A 22,414-nucleotide genomic window follows, 5' to 3' on the forward strand; every position below is an offset into this window, starting at 1 on the left:
AGATGACCACCGCACCGCACACGCAGCCCGCGCCCGCCCCGGCCTGGGAGGGCTTCCGGGGTGAAGCCTGGCGGGACGCGATCGACGTCCGCGACTTCATCCAGCACAACTACACCCCCTACGAGGGCGACGCCGGCTTCCTGACCGGCCCCACCGAGCGGACCACCGAGGTGTGGCGGCGGATCACCGACCGCTTCCCCGAGGAGCGTGCCAAGGGCGTGTACGACGTCGCGCACGACATCCCGTCCACCATCACCGCACACGCCCCGGGTTGGATCGACCGGGAGCGGGAGCTGATCGTCGGGCTCCAGACCGACGCCCCGCTCAAGCGCGCGATCATGCCCAACGGCGGCTGGCGGATGGTCGCGGGAGCGCTGAGGACGTACGGCTACCCGGTCGACCCGCAGTTGGAGAAGACCTTCACCGAGTACCGCAAGACCCACAACGCGGGGGTCTTCGACGCCTACACCCCCGACATCCGGGCCGCCCGCCGGGCCGGCGTCATCACCGGCCTGCCCGACTCCTACGGCCGCGGCCGGATCATCGGCGACTACCGCCGGGTCGCCCTGTACGGCGTGGACCGGCTGATCAACGCCAAGCTCGCCGAGAAGGCGGAGCTGGACGCCGCTCCGCGCGATCCGGCGCGGCTGGAGGAGACGATCCGCGAGCGCGAGGAACTCGCCGAGCAGATCCGGGCACTGGGCGAGCTCAAGGAGATGGCCTCGGCCTACGGGTACGACCTCTCCGGTCCGGCCCGCACCGGCCGCGAGGCGGTCCAGTGGCTGTACTTCGCCTACCTGGCGGCGGTCAAGGAGCAGAACGGCGCCGCCATGTCGCTGGGCCGCACCTCGACCTTCCTGGACGTCTACCTCCAGCGCGACCTGGACGCCGGACTCCTGACCGAGCAGCAGGCCCAGGAGCTGATCGACGACTTCGTCGTCAAGCTGCGGATCGTCCGCTTCCTGCGCACCCCCGAGTACGACGAGCTGTTCTCCGGGGACCCGACCTGGGTCACCGAGTCGATCGGCGGCATGGGCACGGACGGCCGCACCCTGGTCACCCGGACGTCGTTCCGCTACCTGCAGACCCTGTACAACCTCGGCCCGGCCCCCGAGCCGAACATGACCGTCTTCTGGTCCCCGCGACTTCCCCGGGGGTTCAAGGAGTTCTGTGCACAGGTGTCGATCGACACCTCCTCGGTGCAGTACGAGTCGGACGAGCTGATGCGCCCGCGCTTCGGCGACGACACCGCGATCGCCTGCTGCGTCTCCGCCATGGAGGTCGGCAAGCAGATGCAGTTCTTCGGCGCCCGGGTCAACCTCGCCAAGACACTGCTCTACGCGATCAACGGCGGCCGCGACGAGAAGTCCGGCGAGCAGGTCGGCCCGGCCACCGCCCCGGTCGGCGGAGACGTGCTCGACCACGAGGAGGTGCTGGCCCGCTTCGACGAGCAACTGGACTGGCTCGCCGAGACGTACGTCCACGCGTTGAACGTCATCCACTACATGCACGACAGGTACGCCTACGAGCGGCTCGAAATGGCCCTGCACGACCGGGACGTCCGGCGCACCATGGCCTGCGGCATCGCCGGACTCGCGGTGGCCGCCGACTCGCTCGCCGCGATCGAGTACGCGAAGGTGACCCCCGTGCGGGACGCCACCGGCCTGGTCACCGACTACCTGGTCCAGGGCGACCACCCCACCTACGGCAACAACGACGACCGCGTGGACGCTATCGCGGTCCGGCTGGTCGAGGACTTCATGGGCAAGGTCCGCAAGCACCCCACCTACCGCGGCGCCGAACACACCCAGTCCGTGCTGACCATCACCTCCAACGTGGTCTACGGCCGGAAGACCGGCAACACCCCGGACGGGCGCAGGGCCGGCGAGCCGTTCTCCCCCGGCGCCAACCCGATGAACGGGCGCGACCGACACGGCTACGTGGCCAGCGCGCTGTCCGTCGCCAAGCTGCCGTACGAACACGCAGAGGACGGCATCTCGCTCACCAACACCGTCGCCCCGGACGCCCTGGGCCGCACCGCGGCGGAGCGGATCACCAACCTGGTCGGCGTACTGGACGGCTACGTCGCCTGCCACGGCTTCCACATGAACGTCAACGTCCTCAACCGGGACACCCTCGTGGACGCCATGGCCCACCCGGAGAAGTACCCGCAGCTGACGATCCGGGTCAGCGGCTACGCGGTCAACTTCGTCCGCCTCACCCGCGAACAGCAGCTCGACGTCATCGGCCGCACCTTCCACGACGCGCTGTAGCCCCGACCGCCCCCTCGCGGTGCCGACGCCTCCCCGACCGGGGCGCCGGCACCGCGCCCTGCCGAAGGAGCACACCCCATGGCCGAGCCCACCCCCGCCGACCGGGCAGCCACCCGGCGCCCGGTGACCGGCACGCTGCACTCCTGGGACCTGTCGACGGGCGTCGACGGCCCCGGCACCCGCTTCGTCGCCTTCCTCGCCGGCTGCCCGCTGCGCTGCCTGTACTGCCACAACCCCGACACCCGGCACATGCGCGACGGACAGCCCTCCTCCGCCGACGGGATCGTCCAGGAGGCCGCCAAGTACACCGCGTTCATCCGCGCCTCCGGCGGCGGCGCGACCGTCAGCGGCGGCGAGCCGCTCCTCCAGCCGGAGCTCACCGGAGAGCTGCTGCACCGCTTCAAGCACGAACTCGGCCTGCACACCGCGCTGGACACCTCCGGCTTCCTCGGCGCCCGCGCCACCGACGCGCTGCTCGCCGACACCGACCTCGTCCTGCTCGACATCAAGTCCTGGGACAACGCGCTCCACCGGCACCTGACCGGGCAGGAACTCGCCCCCACCCTGGAGTTCGCCCGCCGTCTGGCCGGTCTCGGCACCGAGGTCTGGGTCCGCTTCGTCCTCGTCCCCGGCCTGACCGACGCCGCCGGGAACATCGAGGGCGTCGCCGCGTTCACGGCCTCGCTCGGCAACGTCACCCGGGTCGACGTCCTGCCCTTCCACAGACTCGGCGCCGCCAAGTGGCGCGCCCTCGGCCTCGACTTCCCGCTCGCCGACACCCCGGTGCCCACACCCGGCCGGACCGCCGAGGCCCGCGCCGTCTTCGAGGCGCACGGCCTGCACGCCGTCTGACCCGTGCCGGGAACGCTCGCAGGGGCCCATCGGACCGGTTCGCGTGCCTGCCGGTCGAGTCGCTCGTTATGATCACGGCCTCGCTGAGCCGAGCAGGGGCCCTACGACGACGAAAGGCCCCGCTCCACCATGGCCCACCCGCTGCCTGAGCCTCATCCGCCCCGGTTCGGCGAAACCTTTCTGTCGCGGGATCAGCTGCCGCCCGCCGCCCACCCGAAGGTGCTGCGCGACGAACTCGTCGCCGCGGCGGAATGGGTGTCCGGCTATCTGAGCGAGCTGCCCGCGGGCCCGGTGGCCCGTCCGATGCCGCCGGGGCAGCGGGCGCGGCTGCGTGCGGGGAAGCTGGGCGCCCGGGCCGGGAACCTGGGCGGGGTGCTCGACTTCGTGCGGGACGAGATCGCCCCCTTCCCCACCGGGAACGGCCACCCGGCCTTCTTCGCCTGGGTCAACTCGCCGCCCGCACCGGCCGGCGTCATCGCCGAACTGCTGGCCAGCGCCGTCAACGCGACCTGCGGCATGGGCGAGAACGCCCTCATGGACCTGGAACGCGGCACCGTGCGCATGCTCGCCGACCTGGCCGGACTCCCCGACGGCACCGGCGGGGTGCTGACCAGCGGCGGCTCCATGGCCAACCTGCTCGCCCTGGCCGCCGCCCGCACCTGGTTCCTCACCCGCCGCGGCTCCTCCGACGGCCCCGCATACGACCGCGACCACGCCCGGCTCACCCTCTACTGCAGCGCCCAGGCCCACATGTCCGTCGCCAGGGCCGCGGCCTGCATCGGCCTGCCCGCCCACCGGCTGCGCCCCGTCGCCACCGATGCGCACGACCGCCTGGACCCGGCCGCCCTGCGCGCCGCGGTCACCGCGGACCTGGACGCGGGCCTGCTGCCGTTCTGCACCGTCAGCACCCTGGGCACCACCGCGACCGGTGCCGTCGACCCGCTCGGACCCGTCACGCGGCTGTGCCGGAGCATCGGCATGTGGCACCACGCGGACGGCGCCTGGGGCGGGCTGGGAGCCGCGGTGCCGACCCTGGCACACCTCTACCAGGGAGTCGACGAGCTCGACTCGATGACCGTCGACCCGCACAAGACGCTCAGCGTGCCGGTGGGTTGCGGAGCCCTGCTCGTCCCGGACCCCGAGCACCTGCACACCGCCTTCGCGCACCGGGCCTCCTACCTCGCCGCCGACGAACCGGACGCGCTGCCCTGGCTGTCCCACACCACGATCGAGCTGACCCGCCCCGGCACCCGAGCCCTGGCCCTGTGGGCCACGCTGCAGCACCTGGGCCGCGAGGGTGTCACCGCCCTCATCGAGCACTACCTGTGCCTCGCCGAACAGTTGCGCACCCGGATCACCAGCGAACCCCGGCTGGAACTGCTGGCAGGCGGCCCGTGGCCCGTCGCCTGCTTCCGGGTGACCGACCCGGGCAGCGGCGACCCGGACGCCTTCCACACCCGCGTGGCCCGCCGTGTGCAGGACAGCGGACGCGCCTACCTCGCCACCGTCGCCGTGCGCGGGCGCATCGTCCTGCGCGCCTGCCTGTGCAACTACCGCACCACCGAGGACGACCTCGACCTGCTGATCCGCGAAGTCCTCCACGCCGCCGACACCGACGGCCGCCCGGCCACCACCGCGACCGGGCGGCCTCCGGACCCTCGGTGACCCTCGGGCCCACCGACGCCGCGCAGCCCGGACGTCGGCGCGCGAGGACGGCTGCCGCTCATCCCCCGCCGATGCGGCGACCGGTGACCTCGTCCGGAACGACGCGGACCCACAGGGGACGGCTGCCGCCCGCCCAAGGGGTGGCCCCCGGAAGCCGGAGCAGCCGTTGCTGCTCGTCCACGTCCTCGACGTGTTGCGCGGTGCCGACCATCAGCACGCTCCACCCCTCGCTCAGCCGGTCGTCGAGGTGGTCGATCTGGAACGACGCCGGTGAGTTCTCCGGTGGTGCGGCCGCACCGCCGGACGAGGTGCGGTAGACGACCGTGTGCCGGTCGACGGCGTAGTTCACCGGGTAGACCGAAGGAGCCGGATCGGCGGGCAGGCCCACCCGGCCCACGCCGTGGGTGCCGACCAGGTCCCAGCACTCGGGCTCGGTGAGGTGCCTCAGCAGCGGCCTCACCCCGGCCGCGGGCTCCGACTGCCCCGGCGGGGCGTCCGGCCGGTCCTCCAGGAGGTCCGTCCAGGTCATGCGAAGGGCGGCCGCCACCCGGACGAATCCAGCGGCGTCGAAACCGGGCCCGACCTCCAGCAGGTGCCGCAGGTAGGCGGGCGCCATGGCGGCCTCGCGGGCGAGGGTCTCGTCGTCGACACCGAGTTGGCGGCGGCGTTCGTCGATCCGGCGCGCCACGTCGGCGGCGTTCGCCCGCCGGACGGCTTCGAGATCGGGATTGCGGGTCACGGTGGGCTCCTCGCCTCGTGGTCCGTACGGGTCAGGTCCGGAAGAGCGCGACCTTGAGAGCGCCGTTGTCCCCGGCGGCGGCGAAGACGTCGTACGCCTCCTGCATCTCGTCGAGGCCGAACCGGTGGGTGACCAGGCCGGAGACGTCGATGCGGCCGGCGGCGAGCAGGTCGAGCAGCATCGGGGTGCTGTGGGTGTCGACCAGGCCGGTGGTGATGGTGACGTCCCGGATCCAGAGGTCTTGCAGGTGGAGGACGGCCGCGTCCGGGCGCAGTGCCGGCACCCGGGCGAGGGCCTGGGCACACGTGGCCGCCTCACCGACGACTTCGAGGTCCGGCTCGGCGTCCAGCAGGTCGCGCACGCCGCGCCGGACCACCTCGTGGTCGTCGAGCAGGAAGACCCGGACGGGCCACGGCGCCCGGGCGGCATCGGTCGTGTCCATCGGGCTGCTCCCTCACCACGCCCGGCCGCCCGGTGGCGGAACCGGTCATGCCACCGATTCTCGGTCCCGCGGCCGGACTCCGCAGCGGGGAGCGGCGGGAGCACCGCGCCCGGTCGGGTCACGCCGGGGCGCCCGGCCGGACCTCGACCCCGACGACGCCGTACGCCATCGGTCGGCGTTCGGGCGCCGCCCACCTCTTCGCGGCCGCCGACCTGGTACCGCGCCGAGGGGGCCGACGCGCACTCCCGGCGGTGAACACCTGCACGTAGAGGAAGCCGGCGCGTGATCAGATGGGAAGCCGCGCCCATGCCGGGCGAACGGCGGTCACGACGACACTCCGTCGGTCGGGCGTGGTCGGACTTCGCGGTGGAAGGAGATCCATGGCGCGCCACGGCGACGGCACGGGCCGGTCCCGGCGCCGTTTCGTGCCCGCGGTGCCGGGAGCGACCGTACTCAGGGGTTACCGGCGGGGTCGGCTGCGTGGCGACGTGGTGGCCGGTCTGACGGTCGCGGCGTACCTGGTTCCCCAGGTCATGGCGTACGCCGGGGTCGCGGGCCTGCCGCCGGTCGCGGGCCTGTGGGCGATCCTGCCGGCGATCGGGGTGTACGCGCTTCTCGGCTCGTCCCGGCTGCTGTCGGTCGGACCCGAGTCGACGACCGCGCTGATGACTGCCACCGTGGTCGGGCCGCTCGCGAGCGGGGACCCCGGACGTTACGCCGTCCTCGCCGCGACGCTGGCCGTCGTGGTCGGAGGCTTGTGTCTGATGGCGTGGGCGCTGCGGCTCGGCTTCGTCGCCGACCTGCTCTCGAAGCCCGTCCTGATCGGCTATCTGACCGGGGTCGCCCTGATCATGATGGTTGATCAGCTGACGAAACTCACCGGTGTCCCCGTGACCGGTGAGCGCTTCCTTCCACAGCTGTGGTCCTTCGCCCGACACCTTCCCGAGGCGAACGCGGCCACCACCGCCCTGAGCGCCGCCGCCCTGCTTTTCCTGTTTACCACCGCACGCTTCGTCCCCCGGCTGCCCGCGCCCCTGGTGGCCATCGTCCTGGGTACGGCGGCGGTGGCCGCGTTCGACTTGGAACAGCACGGCATCGACACGATCGGAGCGATCCCCGGCGGGCTCCCCCACTTCTCCTGGCCGGACCTGGGCGAGCTGGACCGGCTGGTGCTGCCCGCCGTCGGCGTCCTCCTGGTCGGCTACACCGACATGATCCTCACCGCGCGGGCCTTCGCGTCAGAGGGCAGCGAGGGCAGCGGGGAGCGCCTCGACGCCGACCAGGAGCTGCTCGCCCTGGGCAGCACGAATCTCGGCGCCGGTCTCCTTTCCGGGTTCCCCGTCAGCAGCAGCGCCAGCCGGACCGCGCTCGCCAGGTCGACGGGCGGACGCACCCAGGTGTACTCGCTGACAGCCGGCGCGTGCGTCCTCGCGGTGCTCCTTTTCCTCGGCCCGCTGCTGGGAGACCTGCCGGTGCCTGTGCTCGGTGCCGTCGTGGTGTTCGCCGCCGTGCGGATGATCGACCTGGCGGGTTTCCGCAGGCTGGCCTCCTTCCGCCGACGGGAACTGGTGCTGGCGATCGCCTGTACGGCCGGCGTCCTCGCGCTGGACATCCTGTACGGCGTGCTGGTGGCCGTGGCGCTGTCGGTGACCGAACTGCTGAGCCGGGTGGCGCGACCGCACGACGCGGTCCAGGGACTGGTACCCGGTCTGGCCGGCATGCACGACGTCGACGACTACTCGAAGGCCCGCACCATTTCCGGCCTGGTGGTGTACCGCTACGACTCCCCGCTGTTCTTCGCCAACGCCGAGGACTTCCGCCGCAGGGCGCTGGCCGCCGCCGACGACGGGACGGCCCCGGTGCGGTGGTTCGTCCTCAACACCGAGGCCAACGTCGAGGTCGACATCACCGCGCTGGACTCGGTGGACGCGCTGCGCCGGGAACTCGACCGGCGTGGCATCGTCTTCGCCGTGGCACGCGTCAAACAGGACCTGCGCGACCAACTGGACGCGTACGGCCTGACCGAGTCCGTCGGTCAGGGGCGCATCTTCCCCACACTGCCCACCGCGGTGGAGGCGTACCGGCTCTGGTGCGACAACGAACCCGACACCGAACCCGACAGCGGCCGGCCCTTCTCCAGCCGCCACCTGGCCGAATGCCTGCGGGAGGGGGCCCACCGCTTCGGCTGGGCCGGGCGCGAACCCGCCGGACGCGCCGAGGGCCGGCTGCTGGTCGGGACGGGCGTGGCGGCCTCCACCTACCCGGTGCTGATCACCCCGGCCGCCGCCGAGGTGCGGGCGACGGCGGACGGCACGTTCGAGGTCCGGGTCAACGCGACCGACATCGGCACCGGCGCCCGCACGGTGCTGGCGGTAATCGCCGCGGAGGTCCTGGCCGCCCCGGTGGAGCGGATCACGATCGAGATCGGGCGCAGCGACCTGCCGCGCGGCGGAGTGGCGGGCGGCTCCAGCGGCACCTCCTCCTGGGGCTGGGCGGTGCACGCGGCGGCATCCGAGCTGGCACACCGACTCGCCGCGGGCACGCCGGTGCCGGCGGAGGGCCTGTCGGCGAGCGCCGACACCCGGGAGCTCGTCGAGCAGGACGCGGAGTACGCCCGGCACGCGTTCGGCGCGCAGTTCGCCGAGGTGCAGGTGGACCGGGACACCGGCGAGGTGCGACTGCGTCGACTGCTCGGGGTGTTCGCGGCCGGGCGGATCCTGAACCCGCTCACGGCCCGGTCACAGCTCCTCGGCGGCATGGTGATGGGGGCGTCGATGGCGTTGCTGGAGGATTCGACGATGGATCCGCTGTTCGGCGACCACGCCGAGCGGGACCTCGCCTCGTACCACGTCGCGGTGAACGCCGACGTCCCGGACGTCCAGGCGTACTGGATCGACGAACGGGACGAGCACGTCAGCCCCATGGGATCGAAGGGCATCGGTGAGATCGGCATCGTCGGCACGGCCGCGGCGATCGCGAACGCGGTGCACCACGCGACCGGCGTACGGGTGAGGGAACTCCCCATCGGGGTGCGCGCCCTGGTGGCGCGGCTGGACGGGCCGTGAAGTGCGAGCCTCGACCGCGCAGGTCGTCGGCCATCAGTGCCGGAGGAGGCAGGGCAGGAGGGGGGGTCGGGCAGGAGGGGCGGCCGCGCCGGAGGTGCAGCCGACCGACGCCCCCGCTCGTCCGGCCGTGCGCCGGGGCACCGGACGACGGCGGGGGCGAGCGCGGCGGCGGCGAGCAGGGCCGGGGTGCCGGTTCCGTCGGCGAGGACGGTCCACAGGTCACTGCCGTCGTCGCCCGGGAGGGCGTAGGCGAGGGTGCGGTCGTCGAGTGGCGAGTCCGAGCAGGGCTGCGCAGGCGGTGGTCCGGCGCAGGGCGGGCAGGCGAAGCAGCGCGCCCAGCCGCAGACGCGGTCCGCGGGCCCGCGGGGCGGGGCCGCGGGGCGGGGCCGCGGCCGGGGACGAGGAGGACCAGGACGAGCACACCGACGACCCGGGACACCGCCGACCGGGGCCGGGCCGCAGCGGGTCGGTCGGGGTGTCAGCAACCGCCAGGGGTGGAGCAGGAGCCGCCGGCGGGGTCGTTGCCGACACCGAGGGTGATGAGCCGGGGTGCGGCGGAGACGGAGCAGCAGCCCGCGTCGGTGCTTTCGGCCGGGGTGGGCCGGTCGTAGAGGCCGGCGCCGCCGCAGACGCCGGTTTCGGGAAGGGTGAGTTCGACGCGGGCTGCGGCCTCCAGGTCGCCCGCGACGTGTGCAGCCACCGAGCGGACCTGCTCGTAGCCGGTCATGGCGAGGAAGGTGGGGGCACGGCCGTACGACTTCATGCCGACGAGGTAGACGTCCTTCTCCGGGTGGGAGAGCTCGTTCGCGCCGTGGGGGTAGACGGTGCCGCAGGAGTGCTGGTTGGGGTCGATCAGCGGGGCCAGCGCGGTCGGGGCCTGGAGCCGGTCGTCCAGGCCGAGCCGCAGCTCGGTGAGGTAGGACAGGTCGGGGCGCAGGCCGGTCAGGACGATGACCTCGTCCAGGCCGTCGGTGCGGGCGCCGTCCTCGGCGACGAGGGCGAGCTTGTCGCCGGTGCGCTCGACGGTGGCGGTGCGGAAGCCGGTGAGCGCGTCGGCGTAGCCGTTGTCGACGGCGGCCTTGGCGGCGAGGCCGAGCGCACCGCGGGCGGGGAGCTGGTCGGCGGTACCGCCGCCGTAGGTGGAGCCGGTGATGCCGCGGCGCAGGACCCACACGGCGTGGGTGCCGCTCTCCTGCTCGGCGAGGTCTGCCAGGGAGGCGAGGGTGGTGAAGGCGGAGGCGCCGGTGCCGACGACAGCGGTGCGCTTCCCGGCGTACCGGGCGCGGACGACGGGGTCCCTGAGGTCGGGCACACGGTAGGAGATGCGGTCGGCGTTGGCGCGCTCGCCGAGGGCGGGCAGGCCGTTGGCGCCGAGCGGGTTGGGGGTGGAGAAGGTGCCGGAGGCGTCGATGACGGCGGCGACGAGCAGGCGCTCCTCGCTCCCGTCGGCGTGGGCGACGTGGACGGTGAAGGGCTGCTGGTCGCGGTCGGCGTCGACGATGCGATCGCGTCCGGCGCGGGCCACGCCGGTGACACGGGTGTCGTAGCGGACGCGGTCGCCGAGGGTCTCGGCGAGGGGCTGGAGGTAGAGGGCGACCCAGTCGCCGCCGGTCGGACAGGCGGCGGGGTCGGGGTGGGTCCAGCCGGTGGGGGCGAGCAGCTTCTCGGCGGCGGGGTCGACGACCTCGGCCCAGGAGGAGAACAGCCGCACATGGGACCAGGAGCGCACGGCGCTGCCGGCGGTGGGGCCGGCTTCCAGGACGAGCGGCTCCATGCCCCGCTCCAGGAGGTGGGCGGCGGCGGCCAGGCCGATCGGGCCGGCGCCGATGACGAGGACGGGCAAGCCGGTGTCGGAGGTCATGGCGGTTTCTCCCCTTCGCATCGGGTGGGCGGCAGCACGGTCCGCCCGCCCTTTTGATTCGACAGTTGTCGATATGGTTGCGCCTTCGACCTTGCCACCCGACATTGACGAGTGTCAACATAGACATATGTCGAATCTGGAGTTGACGGTTCTGGAGCCCGAGACCGTGCCGTGCTGCCCGCCACTCACCTCGGCCGAGCTGTCGGTCGAGGACTCGGTGCGGATGGCGGCGATGTTCAAGGCGCTCGGCGACCCGGTGCGGCTGCGGCTGTTCTCCAAGGTCGCCTCGCACCCGGGCGGGGAGGCGTGCGTGTGCGACATCCAGGACGTCGGGGTCTCCCAGCCGACCGTCTCCCACCACCTGAAGAAGCTCCGCGAGGCGGGGCTGCTGACCTCCGAGCGCCGGGGCACCTGGGTGTACTACAAGGTCGCCCCCTCCGTACTGGCCGGCATGTCCGCCCTGCTCGACCTGACCCGCTGACCGCCCGCACCCCGAAGGAGCGATCGCCGGTGACCGGCCCGGACTTCACCCTCGCCCCCATGCTGGCCGAGCACGCCGATGAGGTGTTGGCCGTCTACCGGGCCGGGATCGAGGAGGGCAACGCCACCTTCGAGGCCGCCGCCCCCGCCTGGGCGGCGTTCGACGCCGCCCGCCTCCCCGGCCACCGCCACGTCGCCCTCGACCCGGGCGGCCGGGTGCTCGGGTGGGCGGCGGTCAGCGCGGTCTCGGCCCGGCCCGCGTACGCGGGGGTGGTCGAGCACTCCGTCTACGTCCACCCCGACGCCCGCGGCCGGGGCGTCGCCCGCGCCCTTCTTCAGGCGCTGGTGGCCTCGACCGAGGCGGCCGGGATCTGGACGATCCAGTCCGGGGTGTTCCCGGAGAACACCGCGAGCCTGGCCCTGCACGCGAAGGCGGGCTTCCGCGTGATCGGCACCCGCGAGCGGATCGCGCGCCACCACGGGGTGTGGCGCGACGTGGTGCTGATCGAGCGCCGCAGCCGCACCGCGGACTGACCCGTCTCCCCCGGCGGGCCTGCCACCGGTACCCGGGCACAGGTCCACCGTCGCGCTCGGCGTCTGCGGCTTCGTCGCCGCCTTGCAGGAGGACGCCGACTCCGGCGGATCCTCGCCGCCGACGGCGGGGTGTCGGTCGCCGGGTCGCCGGCCCGCGGCACGGCCGTGGACGGGTACCGGCCGGACCGCTACGACGTCCTCGGTGCGCCGGCGTGCCCGGCCGGCGAAGCTGTGATCATGTACGCCGCGCGCGGGCACCGACCGCTCATCGGGCCGCTTGGAGGGCGTAGAGCGCGCCGAGGGCGGTGGCGAGGGAGCCGAGCAACAGTCGGAGGGCGGTTTCGGGCAGGTGGGACTGGAGGCGGGCGCCGAGGTAGCCGCCGGTCAGGCCGCCGAGGCCGCAGGCCAGGCCGAGCGGCCAGTCGGGGGCGATGTCGCCGGTGGTGGTCAGGGCCAGCAGCGCGTAGGTGCCGGCCCCGACGACGGAGGTCACGAAGGTGGTGGCCAGCGCGGCGGGTGCCACGGTGGCGACCGGGACACCGCGGCCGGCCAGGACGGGGCCGACCAGAGAGCCCCCGCCGATCCCGTAGATCCCCCCGACGACACCGACGGCCAGCGCGAGCGCCGTCGTGCTCCGGGCCGTCGGCGACGGCCCTACCGCGGCCCGGTACGGGCCAGGGCGCAGGGTACGCGCGCACAGCCACATGCCGAGCGGCAGCAGCAGGGCCGCGACCAGCAGGCGGAAGACGGCCGGGCCGGGGACGGCGAACACCCGGATGACAGCGCCTGCGATCACGCCGGGAACGGTGCCCCCGATCAGTAGGCGGGGGAGCGGGCCGCCCAGGTGCCCGGTGCGGCGGTACCGCAGGAGCGCGCCGGGGCCCGCCACCACGTTGAAGAGCAGGTTCGTCGGGGTCACGGCGGGGCTGGGCACGTTCAGGACGCTGACTTGGACAGGCAGCAGGAACACCGCACCCGAGACGCCGACCGGTGCGGTGACGGTCGAGATGCCCAGCCCGGCCGCGAAGCCGAGCAGGGTTGTCGGCCAGTCCACGCGGTGACCTCCTGCCGGTGCCGAGTGCGGCGGCCAGTATCGGCGCCGACGGGCCGGGCCGGGGCGGGTGTCCACCTACCGGACGCCCGGCCCCGGCCCGGCGGCCGGGCGCCCGGCGAAGCCGCCGGTGCCGCGGTAGCCGTCCGCGTGGAGCCGACGGCCCGTGAACCCGCCCCGGCCGGAGACGGCGGGGACGAAGAGGCGCTCCCAGCTGCCGGTAACCATGACCAGGGCTCGGCCAGGACCACCTGGGCGTGCCGGACCTCGCTCACCTCGCGGCGGCCGTTCGACGGCGGTGGTCGAAGACCAGCGCGACCAGCACCAGGCCGAGGACGCCTCCGGCGAACTGGGCGCCGACGAAGCCGGGCACGGAGGTGGGGGCGATACCGGCGAAGGTGTCGGTGAAGGCCCGGCCGATGGTCACGGCGGGGTTGGCGAAGGAGGTGGAGGAGGTGAACCAGTAGGCCGCGCCGATGTAGGAGGCGACCGCCACGGGGGCGTACCGGAGCAGGTCGCGCTCGGCGAGGCCGAAGATCAGGAAGAGCAGCCCGGCGGTGGCGACGACCTCGCCGAGCAGCAGGTGTCCGGCCGAACGGTCGTGGCCGGACCAGGAGACGAGCGCGCGGCCGAACATCGCGTCCGCGATCACGGCCCCGCCGATCGCGCCCGCGGTCTGGGCGGCGGCATACGCGGCCACCTCGACCGGCCGCAGGCCCTTCGGGTCGCGGCGGCCGTTCCACCACTCGGCGAGGGTGACGACGGGGTTGAAGTGCGCGCCGGAGACCGGGCCGAGCAGCAGGATCAGCACGCCGAGGCCGAAGACGGTGGCCAGGGAGTTGGCCAGCAGTTGGAGGCCGACGTCGTGGGTGAGTTCGGTGGCCTGGATGCCGGATCCGACCACGACCGCGACAAGGGCGGCGGTGCCGACCAGCTCGGCCGCCACCCGGTTCGGCAGCGGGACGGCCGGGGGCTCGGCGGCCAGCGGCTCGGCGGTGTGGGGTCTGGCCTCGTCCGTGGCGTTCAACGCTGTGGAGCTCCTCGTGCGCGGGGCGGGGCAGGCCGCCCGGGTGGGGTGGGTCGGGTGGGTCAGGTGGCGTGGGTGGGGCGGCGTGGGTCAGCAGGACCGCTTGAAGCCCGCCTCGGCGGTCAGGCGGGCAGCGGAGGCAAGGGCTGCGAAGTCGGCGGCCAGGCCGGTCAGGGCCTCGGGGCGCAGCGCGTAGTAGGTGAAGCGGCCGCAGGGCTCGGTGTCCACCAGTCCGGCCTCGCGCAGGATCTTCAGGTGGTTGGAGAGGTTGGTCTGCTTCGCGCCGGTCTCCTCGACCAGGTGCGTCGTGCACAGTGCCTCCCGGGAGAGCAGGGAGACGATCCGCATCCTCAGCGGGTCGGCCAGAGCCCTGAGGACCCGGGCCTGGTCGGGGGCCGTGCCGGTGGCCGGAGCCCCGCTTGCATCACTGTCGACTGACATCACCATAGGCTGATACGTTACCTGCGCCGGACCCGCCGAGCGAGCCCCAGTTCTCCTCCGGCCACCACTGGGGATGTCGCACGCCTCGCCCCACGACCGTGCCCCCTCTCCCCGTTCGGGCCGGAGCCCACGATGCCCCCGCACACTCGAAGGAAGACCCGCCATGACCGCCGCTCCTGCCGCCTCCGTGCTGTTCGTCTGCATCCACAACGCCGGTCGCTCCCAGATGGCCGCCGGGTTCCTGCGTCACCTCGCCGGTGACCGCGTGGAGGTCCGCTCCGCCGGCTCCGTCCCCGGCGACCGGATCAACCCCTCCGCCGTCGCCGCGATGGCGGAGCTTGGCATCGACATCGCCGACCAGAAGCCGAAGGTGCTCACCACCGAGGCCGTCCGGGCATCCGACTACGTGATCACCATGGGCTGCGGCGACGCCTGCCCGTACTTCCCCGGCAAGAAGTACCTCGACTGGACGCTGGAGGACCCGGCCGGCCAGGGCGTCGAAGCCGTCCGCCCGATCCGCGACGAGATCAGGAGCCTGATCGAGAACCTGATCACCGAGATCGACGCCGCGGCCGCCGCCGGCCGGGAGAGCTGACCGCCGTGACCGGGACCGCCACCGCCGGCCGACCTCACAGAGCGTCTCCGACGCACTGGGCCGCGTGGGCCGCCGACCTCCTCGCCCACCGGCACCCGGACCTGGTCGGCGAGCGACCGGACCTCGGCCGGCGCATCGATCGGTCAGCCGTCCACGACGGGGCGGTAGCGAAGGTCCCTCGCTGTGGACGGTCCTGCGTGCGGCTCGGGGGGCGGCACCGCCGTGGCCGCCAGTGAGGTGGTGGACGCGGGGGCGGTCGAAGGGCCGCGGTGGGCTCAGGCCCCCTCCTCTCCGGTCACCCCGGTCGGGAGCGGGGCGAGCACGTCCGGGTCGAGGTCGAGCAGCACCGCGAGGTCCCGCAGGATGCGGCGAGCGCCGAAGTCGCCGTCCGTCCCGGCGAAGGTGGCGATCTCGGCGGAGAGGCGCCGGGCCACGCCGGGGAGCAGCGCGAGCGCGTTCGCCAGCACGCTGGCCTCGTCCCCGGCGAAGGAGTTGTGGTACGGGAGGGAGTAGGCCAGGTCGTCGTCGAGCATGGACTTGTACGCGGCCTCGTCGAAGGTCCAGCCGCGGAAGGCGAAGCGGTCCCGGGCGGCCACCATGACACCTGTGAACAGCTCGCCGACCCTGGCCTCCGTGGCGGCACCGGCGCCAGCAGCGGCCGACGTCGAGGAGGTCGCGGTCGAGGTCGGGGCCGGATCCGAGGTCGAGGGCGAGGGCGGGGCGGTGGCGGCGGCCGGTTCGGCGGGCCGGTCGGTCCGGGTCCGGAGCCGCAGGTCCTGGTAGCCGCTCCATTTGGGGTCGCCGACGCCCAGCCGCTCCGCCGGGGCCCGTGTGAACCGGGCGGCGGCCACCGCGCCGAGCTCCGTCCCGCCGACCCAGCTGCCGCCCTGCGCCAGAAGAGCGTCGACCGCGTCCGCCACCCCCTGCTCCGAACGCCACTCCAGCAACCAGGAGTCCTTGTCCATCACCACGTCGAACCGCTCGCCGGGGTTCGCGTGCAGGTACTCGTCGTAGGTGACCGCGTGGTAGTCGACGGTGAGCACCGGGCCGTCCGGGCCCTCGACGGTCAGTCTGGTCACCCGGCCGGGTTCGGTCTCCGCCCGCACGACCGCGTGGCCGGGCGTCGCGTAGCCGCGCAGGCTGCGCTCCATCACGCCGACCACCTGGTCCAGGTGGGCCTTGCGGGTCACCGCGTCCAGGTTCTCCGGGTCGACACCGATGAGGGTCATCCGCGTCGCCCGGGTGGTGAAGAGCGGGTGCTCGACGTCCGCGTTCGCACCGAGGTAGAGCAGCGTGTCGCCCTGCGGCCCCTCGCCGGAGCGGGTCAGCCGGTTGAGCGCGACGAGGGTCTCGTACTTCGGGGTCATCGCGACCCCGGCGGCCCACCGGCCGAGCGCGCGGTCCTCGACCCAGGACGGGTGCTCACCGATCTCGGCAACCGTCTGCCCGGGCCTGGGGCCGTCTCCGAACAGGTAGTCGACCGTCTCCGCGCCGAGACCGTGACGGACGGCGTTGGCCCGCGCCTCCGCCGTGCCTCCGGTGCCCCCGTCGGGGTGGTCCGCCGGGGCCGCGGCGGCGGGTTCCGGCTCCGGGTGGTCGATGGTGACCACGGCCTGGCGGCGCTCCTCGGCGGTGAGGTGGGCCGGGTCCGTGCCCAGCGGGGCGAGCTGGCCGCGGGAGCGCGTGCGGACCTCGAAGTCCGCCGTCGTGAGCCGGGTGTCGTGTCCGCCCAGGTGCGTGGCGATCCGTTCGACGAGGAGATCGGCGAGCGCCTCGGCGCGCTCCTTGCCGACCTGCATGGCCCGGCCGAAGTGGGGCCGGCCGGCGACCGTTCCGTTGCCGTGGCCGGTGACCGTGATCCTCGGCAGCGGGAGCCCGGACTCCACGCGCCCGACCGCGGCGCGGACCACCTCGGCGGCCAGGGCGTCGGCACGGGCGAAGTGGGCGGCGTCGGGCTCGACGGCGCCTTCCGCGTAGCGGAACGGGTGCCCCTGGGCGGCGGGCCCGGCGGCCGCCCCGGCGGGGGGCTGGACCGGGTGGGCAGGCTGGAGCGGGTGGACGGGCTGGACGGGCTGGGTGGGCTGCTGGCCGGACAGGTCGTGCTCACCGGTCGTCATCGGAGCGCGCGGGGCCGCCTCGGCGGGTTCCGCCGGACCGGCGGGCGTCGGGCCCTCCGGTCCCGCGGAGGCACGGGCCCCCGAGGACCCGGCCGGGGACTCGGCGAACGTTCCGGCGGCGTGGCCGGTGACCCGGCCGGTGACCGCGCCGGTGCTGTCGGAGGCCGGCGCCCGCGGGGCCAGCCCGTCACCCCCCCAGGAGGGCTGCGCGTGCGCGGCCGTCTGCTGGGCGTACGCCTGGTACGCGAGGTTCCGCGAGTACTGCCGGAGCTGCGGCAGGTGGGGCAGGCCGTGCTGGACGAGGTCGTGGTACAGCTGCTCCGGCCCGGCGTGGTACTCGTCCGGTGCCGTCCTGAAGTACCGGTCGTAGCCGGACAGGTACGCCTCGACCTGCGGTCCCCCGCCGGAGTGGCGCACCACCTCGGCACGCACCGTCTCGTACTTGCTCCGCAGGTGCTGCACCCGGTCGGTGAAGAACCCGGCCCGGTCACGCGCCCCGGACACATCCGGCAGACCCAACTGGGCCCGGATGTCGTCCAGTTCACGAGTGCCGAAGCCGCGTTCCTGGCCGTACACCTCAGCGGGCTTGCGCCACCAGGCATTCGGGTCCGGTGGCTGGTAGCCGCGGCCGTCCTGTGCGAAGCCGTCGACGTCGAACTGCTGCGCGTAACGGCCGGAGGCGGTGGGCGGCTCGGGAACGATCACACGCTCGTAGCCCGGTGCCAGACCGCCGCCCCGGGTCAGGCCGTTGCCGGAGTCGTGCCACTGCGCCATCCGGGCGGCACCGCCGGCGCCCGCCTCCTCCAGGTAGGAGACCCGGTGGCCGAGCAGTGCGACCGCCTCCAGGTTTCCGGAGCGGAAGCCGAGGTGGTCGAGCCGGTAGTGGCGGTGCAGGGCGTCGTACAGCAGGAACTGCCCGGTGCGGGTGTCGCCGCCCCAGGAAGTGAGCTCCTCCCCCCTGCCCTTCCAGAAGCCGGTGATGTGGTGGACGGTGTCGGTGCCCAGGTCAGAGCGCATCTGCACGACGAGGTCGTCCCACTTGTCGCTCTTCGCGGGATTCGGGTGCGGGTCCCCGGTGATGATCACCGCGTCGTACTCGCGGCCGACGTCGCGCACGATCTGCCGGATGCCCTGGAAGCTGGTGTCGTGCTCCATCCGGCTGCGCAGGTCGTCCCACCGGGTGGCCTTCCCGGTGAAGCGGGACCAGAGCACCAGGACCTTGCCGTCCTTCGGGGGCAGGTGGATCCCGCGCCCCTCCAGCCAGGAACCGATCCTCCCGTCGTGCGCGTCGGTCATGCCCCAGGCCTCGCGGACGGTGTTCCGCAACCCGTCAGAGAAGACCTGACCGACGTACTCGGTGCCGTCCGTGACGCCCCAGATCTCCCCCTGCTGGTACATCTCGTCATAGCTCTTCTCGATCCCCCAGTCCTGCTGGGCGATCCGGGTGGCCTCTCCGTTCAGGGCCCGCCAGACGGTGCGCTTCTCCATCGAGGGGACGTCGACGAAGTGGATCCGGTCGGCGCCGATCCCGGTGGAGCGGTAGAACCGCGCGATCGCCCGGGACTTGTCCTGGACGGGGTCGTGGCCGGGGGTGCCGGGCTCCGGGCCGCGCGCGATCAGCACGTGCATGTTCGGGTCGTGCAGCAGCGAGACGGAGATGCCGAACTGGTCGCCGGAGGCGTACCCGGGCTGCATCAGAACCGAGTTGCGGGAGGTGTCGGGCTGGGCCGCGGATCCGCTGCCGGCCGCGGCGGCGGGGCTTCCGGCAGCCGCGCTTCCGGCGGCGTGGCCCCCGGCACCGGGGGCGGGAGCGGCAGACCCGGAGTGGCCCTGGCCGGCGTCGCTCGCCGAGGCGTGGGTGCGCGGCGCCACGGCGGACGAACCGGTGGGCCGCCCCCGGTGCAGCGGGTCGGAGACCGGGTCCGCCCAGCCGTGCGCACGGGAGTGCGCGGTCGCGGCGGCCCGGGCGGCCGCCCAGCTCGGGTGGTGCCCTCCGGCGGGGACCGGGGCGTCCAGGTCGCCCACCACGGCGGAGATGAGCCGGAGGTGGCGCTCGCGGAGACCGGCCTGTGGGAGGCCCTCAGGCGCCGGGCAGTGGTAGTCGCCCATCATGCTGCCCTCGACGGCGGGCCGGTGCGGGAGGTCCGGCGCCCGGTACTCGTCGCGAAGGCCCAGCTGATGACCCAACTCGTGAGCGTAATCGACCGGTTCGGCATCCGGCCACCAGGAGCGCTGGTCCATGCCCCGGTCCCGGCCGACCAGGTCGACCGTCAGGTGGGCGTGCTCGCCGAGGCGCGCGGGCAGCACAGTGACGTGCAGCCGATCGCCCCCGGCCAGTCGGTGGCCGGGCCGGTTGAAATGCTCCTCGACGCCCTCGACGAGTCTGGTCCAGATCGAGGCGGTGTCGTGCCCCCGGCCGCCGTCCCGGAAGGCGATCCGGACCGTCAGGTCGGTGACCGGGGCGCCGGCGTACACGAACCGGCGGGCTTCGAATTCGGAGCGGACGACGAAACCCGGGGTGCGGTCCAGCACCATCCTGGGCGCCGGGGGGCGAGAGCGGTCACCGGGGGGCGCCCCGGTGGTGGGGGCCGTGGAGGCGGTGGAGGCGGTGGGGCGCTCCGGGCCGGCAGCGGTGGAGGCGGTGGCCGAAGCGGTGGCCACCGTCGGCTCCGCCTCCGGCGCGGGGCCGTGCTCCGCGCGCGGACCGGGACCGGCCGCCGCGCGCACCGGCTCCGCGGGGGCGGACGCCTTGGCGGAGGCGGACGCGGGTTCGGCGGCGGACCGGACGGGGGCCGGGGTGGCCGCCGCGCCGGGCCCGCCAGGGGCGCCCGGTCCCCCGGAGGTCGCGGGCCGTCCGGCGCCCGTGGGGCCGGCGGTGCGGCCGTCGCCCGCCGCCGGACCGGCCGCCCGGGCCTCCGGACCTCCGGACTCGAACCGGGCGGCAGTAGGTGTTCCCGCGCCCCGGGTGCCTCCCCCCAGCGTTCCCGCAGCCGTCGCCGAGGGCCCGGCGACACCCGCCGACGCGGCGGACGGCGGGCGTCCCGTCGCCCCGGCGTGGCCGGTCGACGAGAGGGTTTCCGCCGTCCGGCCCGCGCCGCCCGTCGCCCCGGCGGTGCCCGCCGCACGAACCGCGCCACCGGCCTGCGCGTGGGCGGACGCACCGGTCCCGGCCTGGGACGGCCGACTCGCGGAGCCGGTCGCCGTCCCCCTCGACGTTGCCGTCCCGCCCTGCAGAGCCGTCCGGCCGGCGTCGGTGACGGCCGTCGCGAAGCCGGGTAGGACGGCGCCGGCGCGCCCGGTCGCCCCTTCGCCGGCCGTCCGCCCGGTGGTCGAGGTCGCGTGCGCGACGGCCGGCCGCTCCTCGCCCGGGACCGCAGGTGCGCCTCCGGGGCGATCGGGCCCGCCCGGCGCGGTCCGGGGGCGACCGGTCTCGGCCCGCGGGCCGCCGCCCGCCGGCCCGTCCGACGTGATCACGGGCACGGGAGTCCTTTCCACCGCCCCCTCGCCGGACAGGTCGAGCACGGGCCGGTCCGGCAGGTCGAGGTGGACCTGGTCCACCGTCACGGTGTCGCCCTTGCCTCCGAACCTCCGCCGGCCGCCGCCGCCGAGCGAGCCGACGACGCCGGCCGCGACGGAGGCCCCGAGAAGTTCCTCACCGCCGAAGACGCCCAGCATGATCCCGGCCGTGGTCACTCCGGTGGCCGCGCCCAGCACGCCCTTGCCGATCAGCGAGCCGGCGAACCTCGGCGCGACGACGCCGCCGACACCGAAGAACACCCCGCCGACCGCACCGCCGATCGCCCCGGAGATCGCGGCCGACCTGGTGTTGTCGAGGCTCCACTCGGTCCGGTCGCCCTTGAGGATCTGGATGGTCTGGACAGCGGCGTCCAGACCGAGGTTGAGCGCCACCCCCGCGGCGACCGAGATGACCAGGCGGCGCAGGATCATCCGGACGGCCACCCGCGCCGAGGTGATCGCCGCCGGGATGACCTCGGGCGCGAAGAAGGCCCACTGCGCGATCTGACCGGCCAGCAGCACGAGCTGGCCGAGGATCATGTACTTCGAGTACTCGATCTGCACGCCGGTGTGACGGCCGAGCTTGCCCATCTGCCCCGAGGACTCCGCCATCTGCGGCACCGCGGTCTCCAGCTGGGTCACGAAGGCCCGGAACTCGTCGGCGACCCGGCCGCCCACCGCCTCCAGCACACCGTTGCCCGTCGAGCCCAACTGCTCGCTGATGCCCTTGAGTTCCCGCGCCGCCTCGTCCCAGGCCGCGCCCAGCCCGCGCAGCCGGTCCTCGTCGCCCTTGGGCCAGGACTGGCCGACCGCCAGCTTGGCTACCCAGTCGAGGGCGGGGGGCATCTCGACGCTCATGCGTTCACTCTTCCTCGGTCACAAGGGGGCGACCGGCCCTGCGAGCGGGCCGGCGACGGCCGGGTCAGCGACGGCCGCCGTGGGGCCCGCCGGTGCGCGGGCCGTGCGCGCCGTCGCCGCCGGCCGGCAGGTCGGGGGCGGCCGCGGTGAGCGTGCGCAGGGCCTCGACGTTCTGCTCCTCGGTGCGCCGGAAGCCCTTCGCCATGGTCCCGATGCTGTCCACCGTGCTGTCCAGGACCTCGGCGGTACCGGAGATCCCCTCGGTGAGCTGCTCCTTGGGCTGGAGGTACTGGTCGCGGAACTCCCGGCCGGTGTAGTCCTCGCCCCAGCACTCGCCGAGCTCGCCGAGGCGGGCCTCCAGCCGGGTGCCGACCGCTCTGATCAGCGCGGCCAACTCCTGGACCGGCCCGGTGGCGGCCCCCAGGGCCTCGGTGTCGACGGAGAAGTGCTCAGCCACGCGACGGCGCCCCGTCGAAGCCGTGGTCCACGTACACGCGGACGGCCTCCGGCATGGCCGGTTCCTCGGGGAGGAGCGCGGCCGGGTCGACCCGCCCCTCGAGCAGATCGTCCAGGGCCACGCCCGGCGGCAGTTCGGCGGTCACCACCGCGGACACCGCCTCCAGTGCCTGCGCCCGGGCCTGCGCGACGGTGGCGAGCAGCAGGACGGCCAGCTCCTTCGGGGCCATCCTGCGGTAGGCGCCGGTCGGGAACTCCAGGGCCGTGAGCTCGCCCTGGGCCCCCACGGTGGCCTTGACGGCCTGCCGCGGGTCGGTGGCGGTCGCCGTGGTGGCCGCGATCCGGCGGCGGGTCTCGGCGGCCTCCTCGCGCTGGCGTGCGTACTGCGCGAGGAGGTCCTCGATCTGCTGGTCGTACGGGCTGGGCACGGCGTTCCTCTCGT

Annotated in this window: 16 protein-coding genes and 2 pseudogenes; 8 read left to right on the forward strand and 10 right to left on the reverse strand. The window is 74.2% G+C overall.

The genetic code is table 11. The features are described from left to right. Window positions 1-2: 2 nt before the first annotated feature. The 3 genes from pflB (at window position 3) to IF01_RS0130480 (ending at window position 4,790) form a co-directional block, all read left to right on the forward strand. Window positions 3-2,273 (forward strand): formate C-acetyltransferase, encoded by a 2,271-nt coding sequence (gene pflB / locus IF01_RS0130470; RefSeq protein ID WP_030396807.1) that lies wholly within the window; start codon window positions 3-5, stop codon window positions 2,271-2,273. 78 nt (window positions 2,274-2,351) lie between these two features. After that, window positions 2,352-3,125 (forward strand): pyruvate formate-lyase-activating protein, encoded by a 774-nt coding sequence (pflA, locus tag IF01_RS0130475; protein ID WP_030396808.1) that lies wholly within the window; start codon window positions 2,352-2,354, stop codon window positions 3,123-3,125. A 219-nt stretch (window positions 3,126-3,344) separates the two neighbouring features. Beyond that, window positions 3,345-4,790 (forward strand): pyridoxal phosphate-dependent decarboxylase family protein, encoded by a 1,446-nt coding sequence (locus IF01_RS0130480; RefSeq protein WP_244215677.1) that lies wholly within the window; start codon window positions 3,345-3,347, stop codon window positions 4,788-4,790. Window positions 4,791-4,848: 58 nt separating this feature from the next. On the opposite strand, the gene IF01_RS0130485 is transcribed toward IF01_RS0130480, so the two are convergent. Together IF01_RS0130485 and IF01_RS49385 are read right to left on the reverse strand one after the other, a co-directional pair. Then, window positions 4,849-5,529, reverse strand: a complete 681-nt coding sequence (locus IF01_RS0130485) for a pyridoxamine 5'-phosphate oxidase family protein (RefSeq protein WP_030396810.1) — start codon at window positions 5,527-5,529, stop codon at window positions 4,849-4,851. Between the two features lie 31 nt (window positions 5,530-5,560). Further along, window positions 5,561-5,788: pseudogene (locus IF01_RS49385) on the reverse strand (alcohol dehydrogenase); the annotation flags it as partial. 563 nt (window positions 5,789-6,351) lie between these two features. On the opposite strand from IF01_RS49385, the gene sulP reads away from it, so the two are divergent. Further along, a complete protein-coding gene (gene sulP / locus IF01_RS48575; protein WP_157855388.1) occupies window positions 6,352-9,036 on the forward strand; it encodes a sulfate permease in 2,685 nt (894 codons plus the stop codon). Window positions 9,037-9,514: 478 nt separating this feature from the next. On the opposite strand, the gene IF01_RS0130500 is transcribed toward sulP, so the two are convergent. Further along, window positions 9,515-10,897: an FAD-dependent oxidoreductase gene (locus IF01_RS0130500; RefSeq protein WP_030396813.1), complete on the reverse strand. Its 1,383-nt coding sequence runs from the start codon at window positions 10,895-10,897 to the stop codon at window positions 9,515-9,517. A gap of 127 nt (window positions 10,898-11,024) precedes the next feature. Here IF01_RS0130500 and IF01_RS0130505 point away from each other — a divergent pair, with 127 nt between their 5' ends. The 3 genes and pseudogenes from IF01_RS0130505 to IF01_RS46050 form a co-directional block, all read left to right on the forward strand. Then, entirely contained in the window at window positions 11,025-11,378 is a 354-nt protein-coding gene (locus IF01_RS0130505; protein WP_030396814.1) for an ArsR/SmtB family transcription factor, read from the forward strand. Window positions 11,379-11,437: 59 nt separating this feature from the next. Beyond that, entirely contained in the window at window positions 11,438-11,911 is a 474-nt protein-coding gene (locus IF01_RS0130510) for a GNAT family N-acetyltransferase (protein ID WP_030396815.1), read from the forward strand. Between the two features lie 49 nt (window positions 11,912-11,960). Continuing rightward, window positions 11,961-12,166, forward strand: a pseudogene (locus tag IF01_RS46050) (YnfA family protein); the annotation flags it as partial. Window positions 12,167-12,176: 10 nt separating this feature from the next. On the opposite strand, the gene IF01_RS0130515 reads toward IF01_RS46050, so the two are convergent. The 4 genes from IF01_RS0130515 to IF01_RS0130530 form a co-directional block, all read right to left on the reverse strand. After that, window positions 12,177-12,965, reverse strand: coding sequence for a sulfite exporter TauE/SafE family protein (locus IF01_RS0130515; RefSeq protein ID WP_030396816.1), 789 nt, complete (start codon window positions 12,963-12,965; stop codon window positions 12,177-12,179). A gap of 75 nt (window positions 12,966-13,040) precedes the next feature. Further along, on the reverse strand, window positions 13,041-13,190 hold the full coding sequence (locus tag IF01_RS48580) for a hypothetical protein (RefSeq protein WP_157855389.1): 150 nt from the start codon (window positions 13,188-13,190) through the stop codon (window positions 13,041-13,043). 43 nt (window positions 13,191-13,233) lie between these two features. After that, window positions 13,234-13,989: an aquaporin gene (locus tag IF01_RS0130525; RefSeq protein ID WP_030396817.1), complete on the reverse strand. Its 756-nt coding sequence runs from the start codon at window positions 13,987-13,989 to the stop codon at window positions 13,234-13,236. Window positions 13,990-14,079: 90 nt separating this feature from the next. Continuing rightward, window positions 14,080-14,436 (reverse strand): ArsR/SmtB family transcription factor, encoded by a 357-nt coding sequence (locus tag IF01_RS0130530; protein ID WP_078880449.1) that lies wholly within the window; start codon window positions 14,434-14,436, stop codon window positions 14,080-14,082. Between the two features lie 157 nt (window positions 14,437-14,593). On the opposite strand from IF01_RS0130530, the gene IF01_RS0130535 reads away from it, so the two are divergent. Beyond that, on the forward strand, window positions 14,594-15,025 hold the full coding sequence (locus tag IF01_RS0130535) for an arsenate reductase ArsC (RefSeq protein WP_030396819.1): 432 nt from the start codon (window positions 14,594-14,596) through the stop codon (window positions 15,023-15,025). Between the two features lie 275 nt (window positions 15,026-15,300). On the opposite strand, the gene IF01_RS44435 is transcribed toward IF01_RS0130535, so the two are convergent. The 3 genes from IF01_RS44435 to IF01_RS0130550 all read right to left on the reverse strand — a co-directional run bounded on the left by IF01_RS44435 (window position 15,301) and on the right by IF01_RS0130550 (window position 22,400). Further along, window positions 15,301-21,516, reverse strand: coding sequence for a WXG100-like domain-containing protein (locus IF01_RS44435; RefSeq protein WP_030396820.1), 6,216 nt, complete (start codon window positions 21,514-21,516; stop codon window positions 15,301-15,303). A gap of 64 nt (window positions 21,517-21,580) precedes the next feature. After that, on the reverse strand, window positions 21,581-21,973 hold the full coding sequence (locus IF01_RS0130545) for a WXG100 family type VII secretion target (RefSeq protein ID WP_030396821.1): 393 nt from the start codon (window positions 21,971-21,973) through the stop codon (window positions 21,581-21,583). Then, the gene (locus IF01_RS0130550) at window positions 21,966-22,400 is read right to left on the reverse strand and encodes a YbaB/EbfC family nucleoid-associated protein (protein WP_030396822.1); all 435 of its coding nucleotides are present in this window, start codon (window positions 22,398-22,400) and stop codon (window positions 21,966-21,968) included. Before IF01_RS0130550 ends, IF01_RS0130545 begins: the two co-directional genes overlap by 8 nt. Window positions 22,401-22,414 lie beyond the last annotated feature (14 nt).

Origin of the sequence: Kitasatospora purpeofusca, from assembly GCF_000718025.1 — a bacterium.
In the GTDB taxonomy this organism is placed as follows: domain Bacteria; phylum Actinomycetota; class Actinomycetes; order Streptomycetales; family Streptomycetaceae; genus Kitasatospora; species Kitasatospora purpeofusca.

Coding starts and splice junctions, on each gene's coding strand:
- pflB (WP_030396807.1), top strand. CDS start 3: ATGACCACCGCACCGCACACGCAGCCCGCGCCCGCCCCGGCCTGGGAG.
- pflA (WP_030396808.1), top strand. CDS start 2,352: ATGGCCGAGCCCACCCCCGCCGACCGGGCAGCCACCCGGCGCCCGGTG.
- sulP (WP_157855388.1), top strand. CDS start 6,352: ATGGCGCGCCACGGCGACGGCACGGGCCGGTCCCGGCGCCGTTTCGTG.
- IF01_RS0130500 (WP_030396813.1), bottom strand. CDS start 10,897: ATGACCTCCGACACCGGCTTGCCCGTCCTCGTCATCGGCGCCGGCCCG.
- IF01_RS0130505 (WP_030396814.1), top strand. CDS start 11,025: ATGTCGAATCTGGAGTTGACGGTTCTGGAGCCCGAGACCGTGCCGTGC.
- IF01_RS0130510 (WP_030396815.1), top strand. CDS start 11,438: ATGCTGGCCGAGCACGCCGATGAGGTGTTGGCCGTCTACCGGGCCGGG.
- IF01_RS48580 (WP_157855389.1), bottom strand. CDS start 13,190: ATGGTTACCGGCAGCTGGGAGCGCCTCTTCGTCCCCGCCGTCTCCGGC.
- IF01_RS0130530 (WP_078880449.1), bottom strand. CDS start 14,436: ATGGTGATGTCAGTCGACAGTGATGCAAGCGGGGCTCCGGCCACCGGC.
- IF01_RS0130535 (WP_030396819.1), top strand. CDS start 14,594: ATGACCGCCGCTCCTGCCGCCTCCGTGCTGTTCGTCTGCATCCACAAC.
- IF01_RS44435 (WP_030396820.1), bottom strand. CDS start 21,516: ATGAGCGTCGAGATGCCCCCCGCCCTCGACTGGGTAGCCAAGCTGGCG.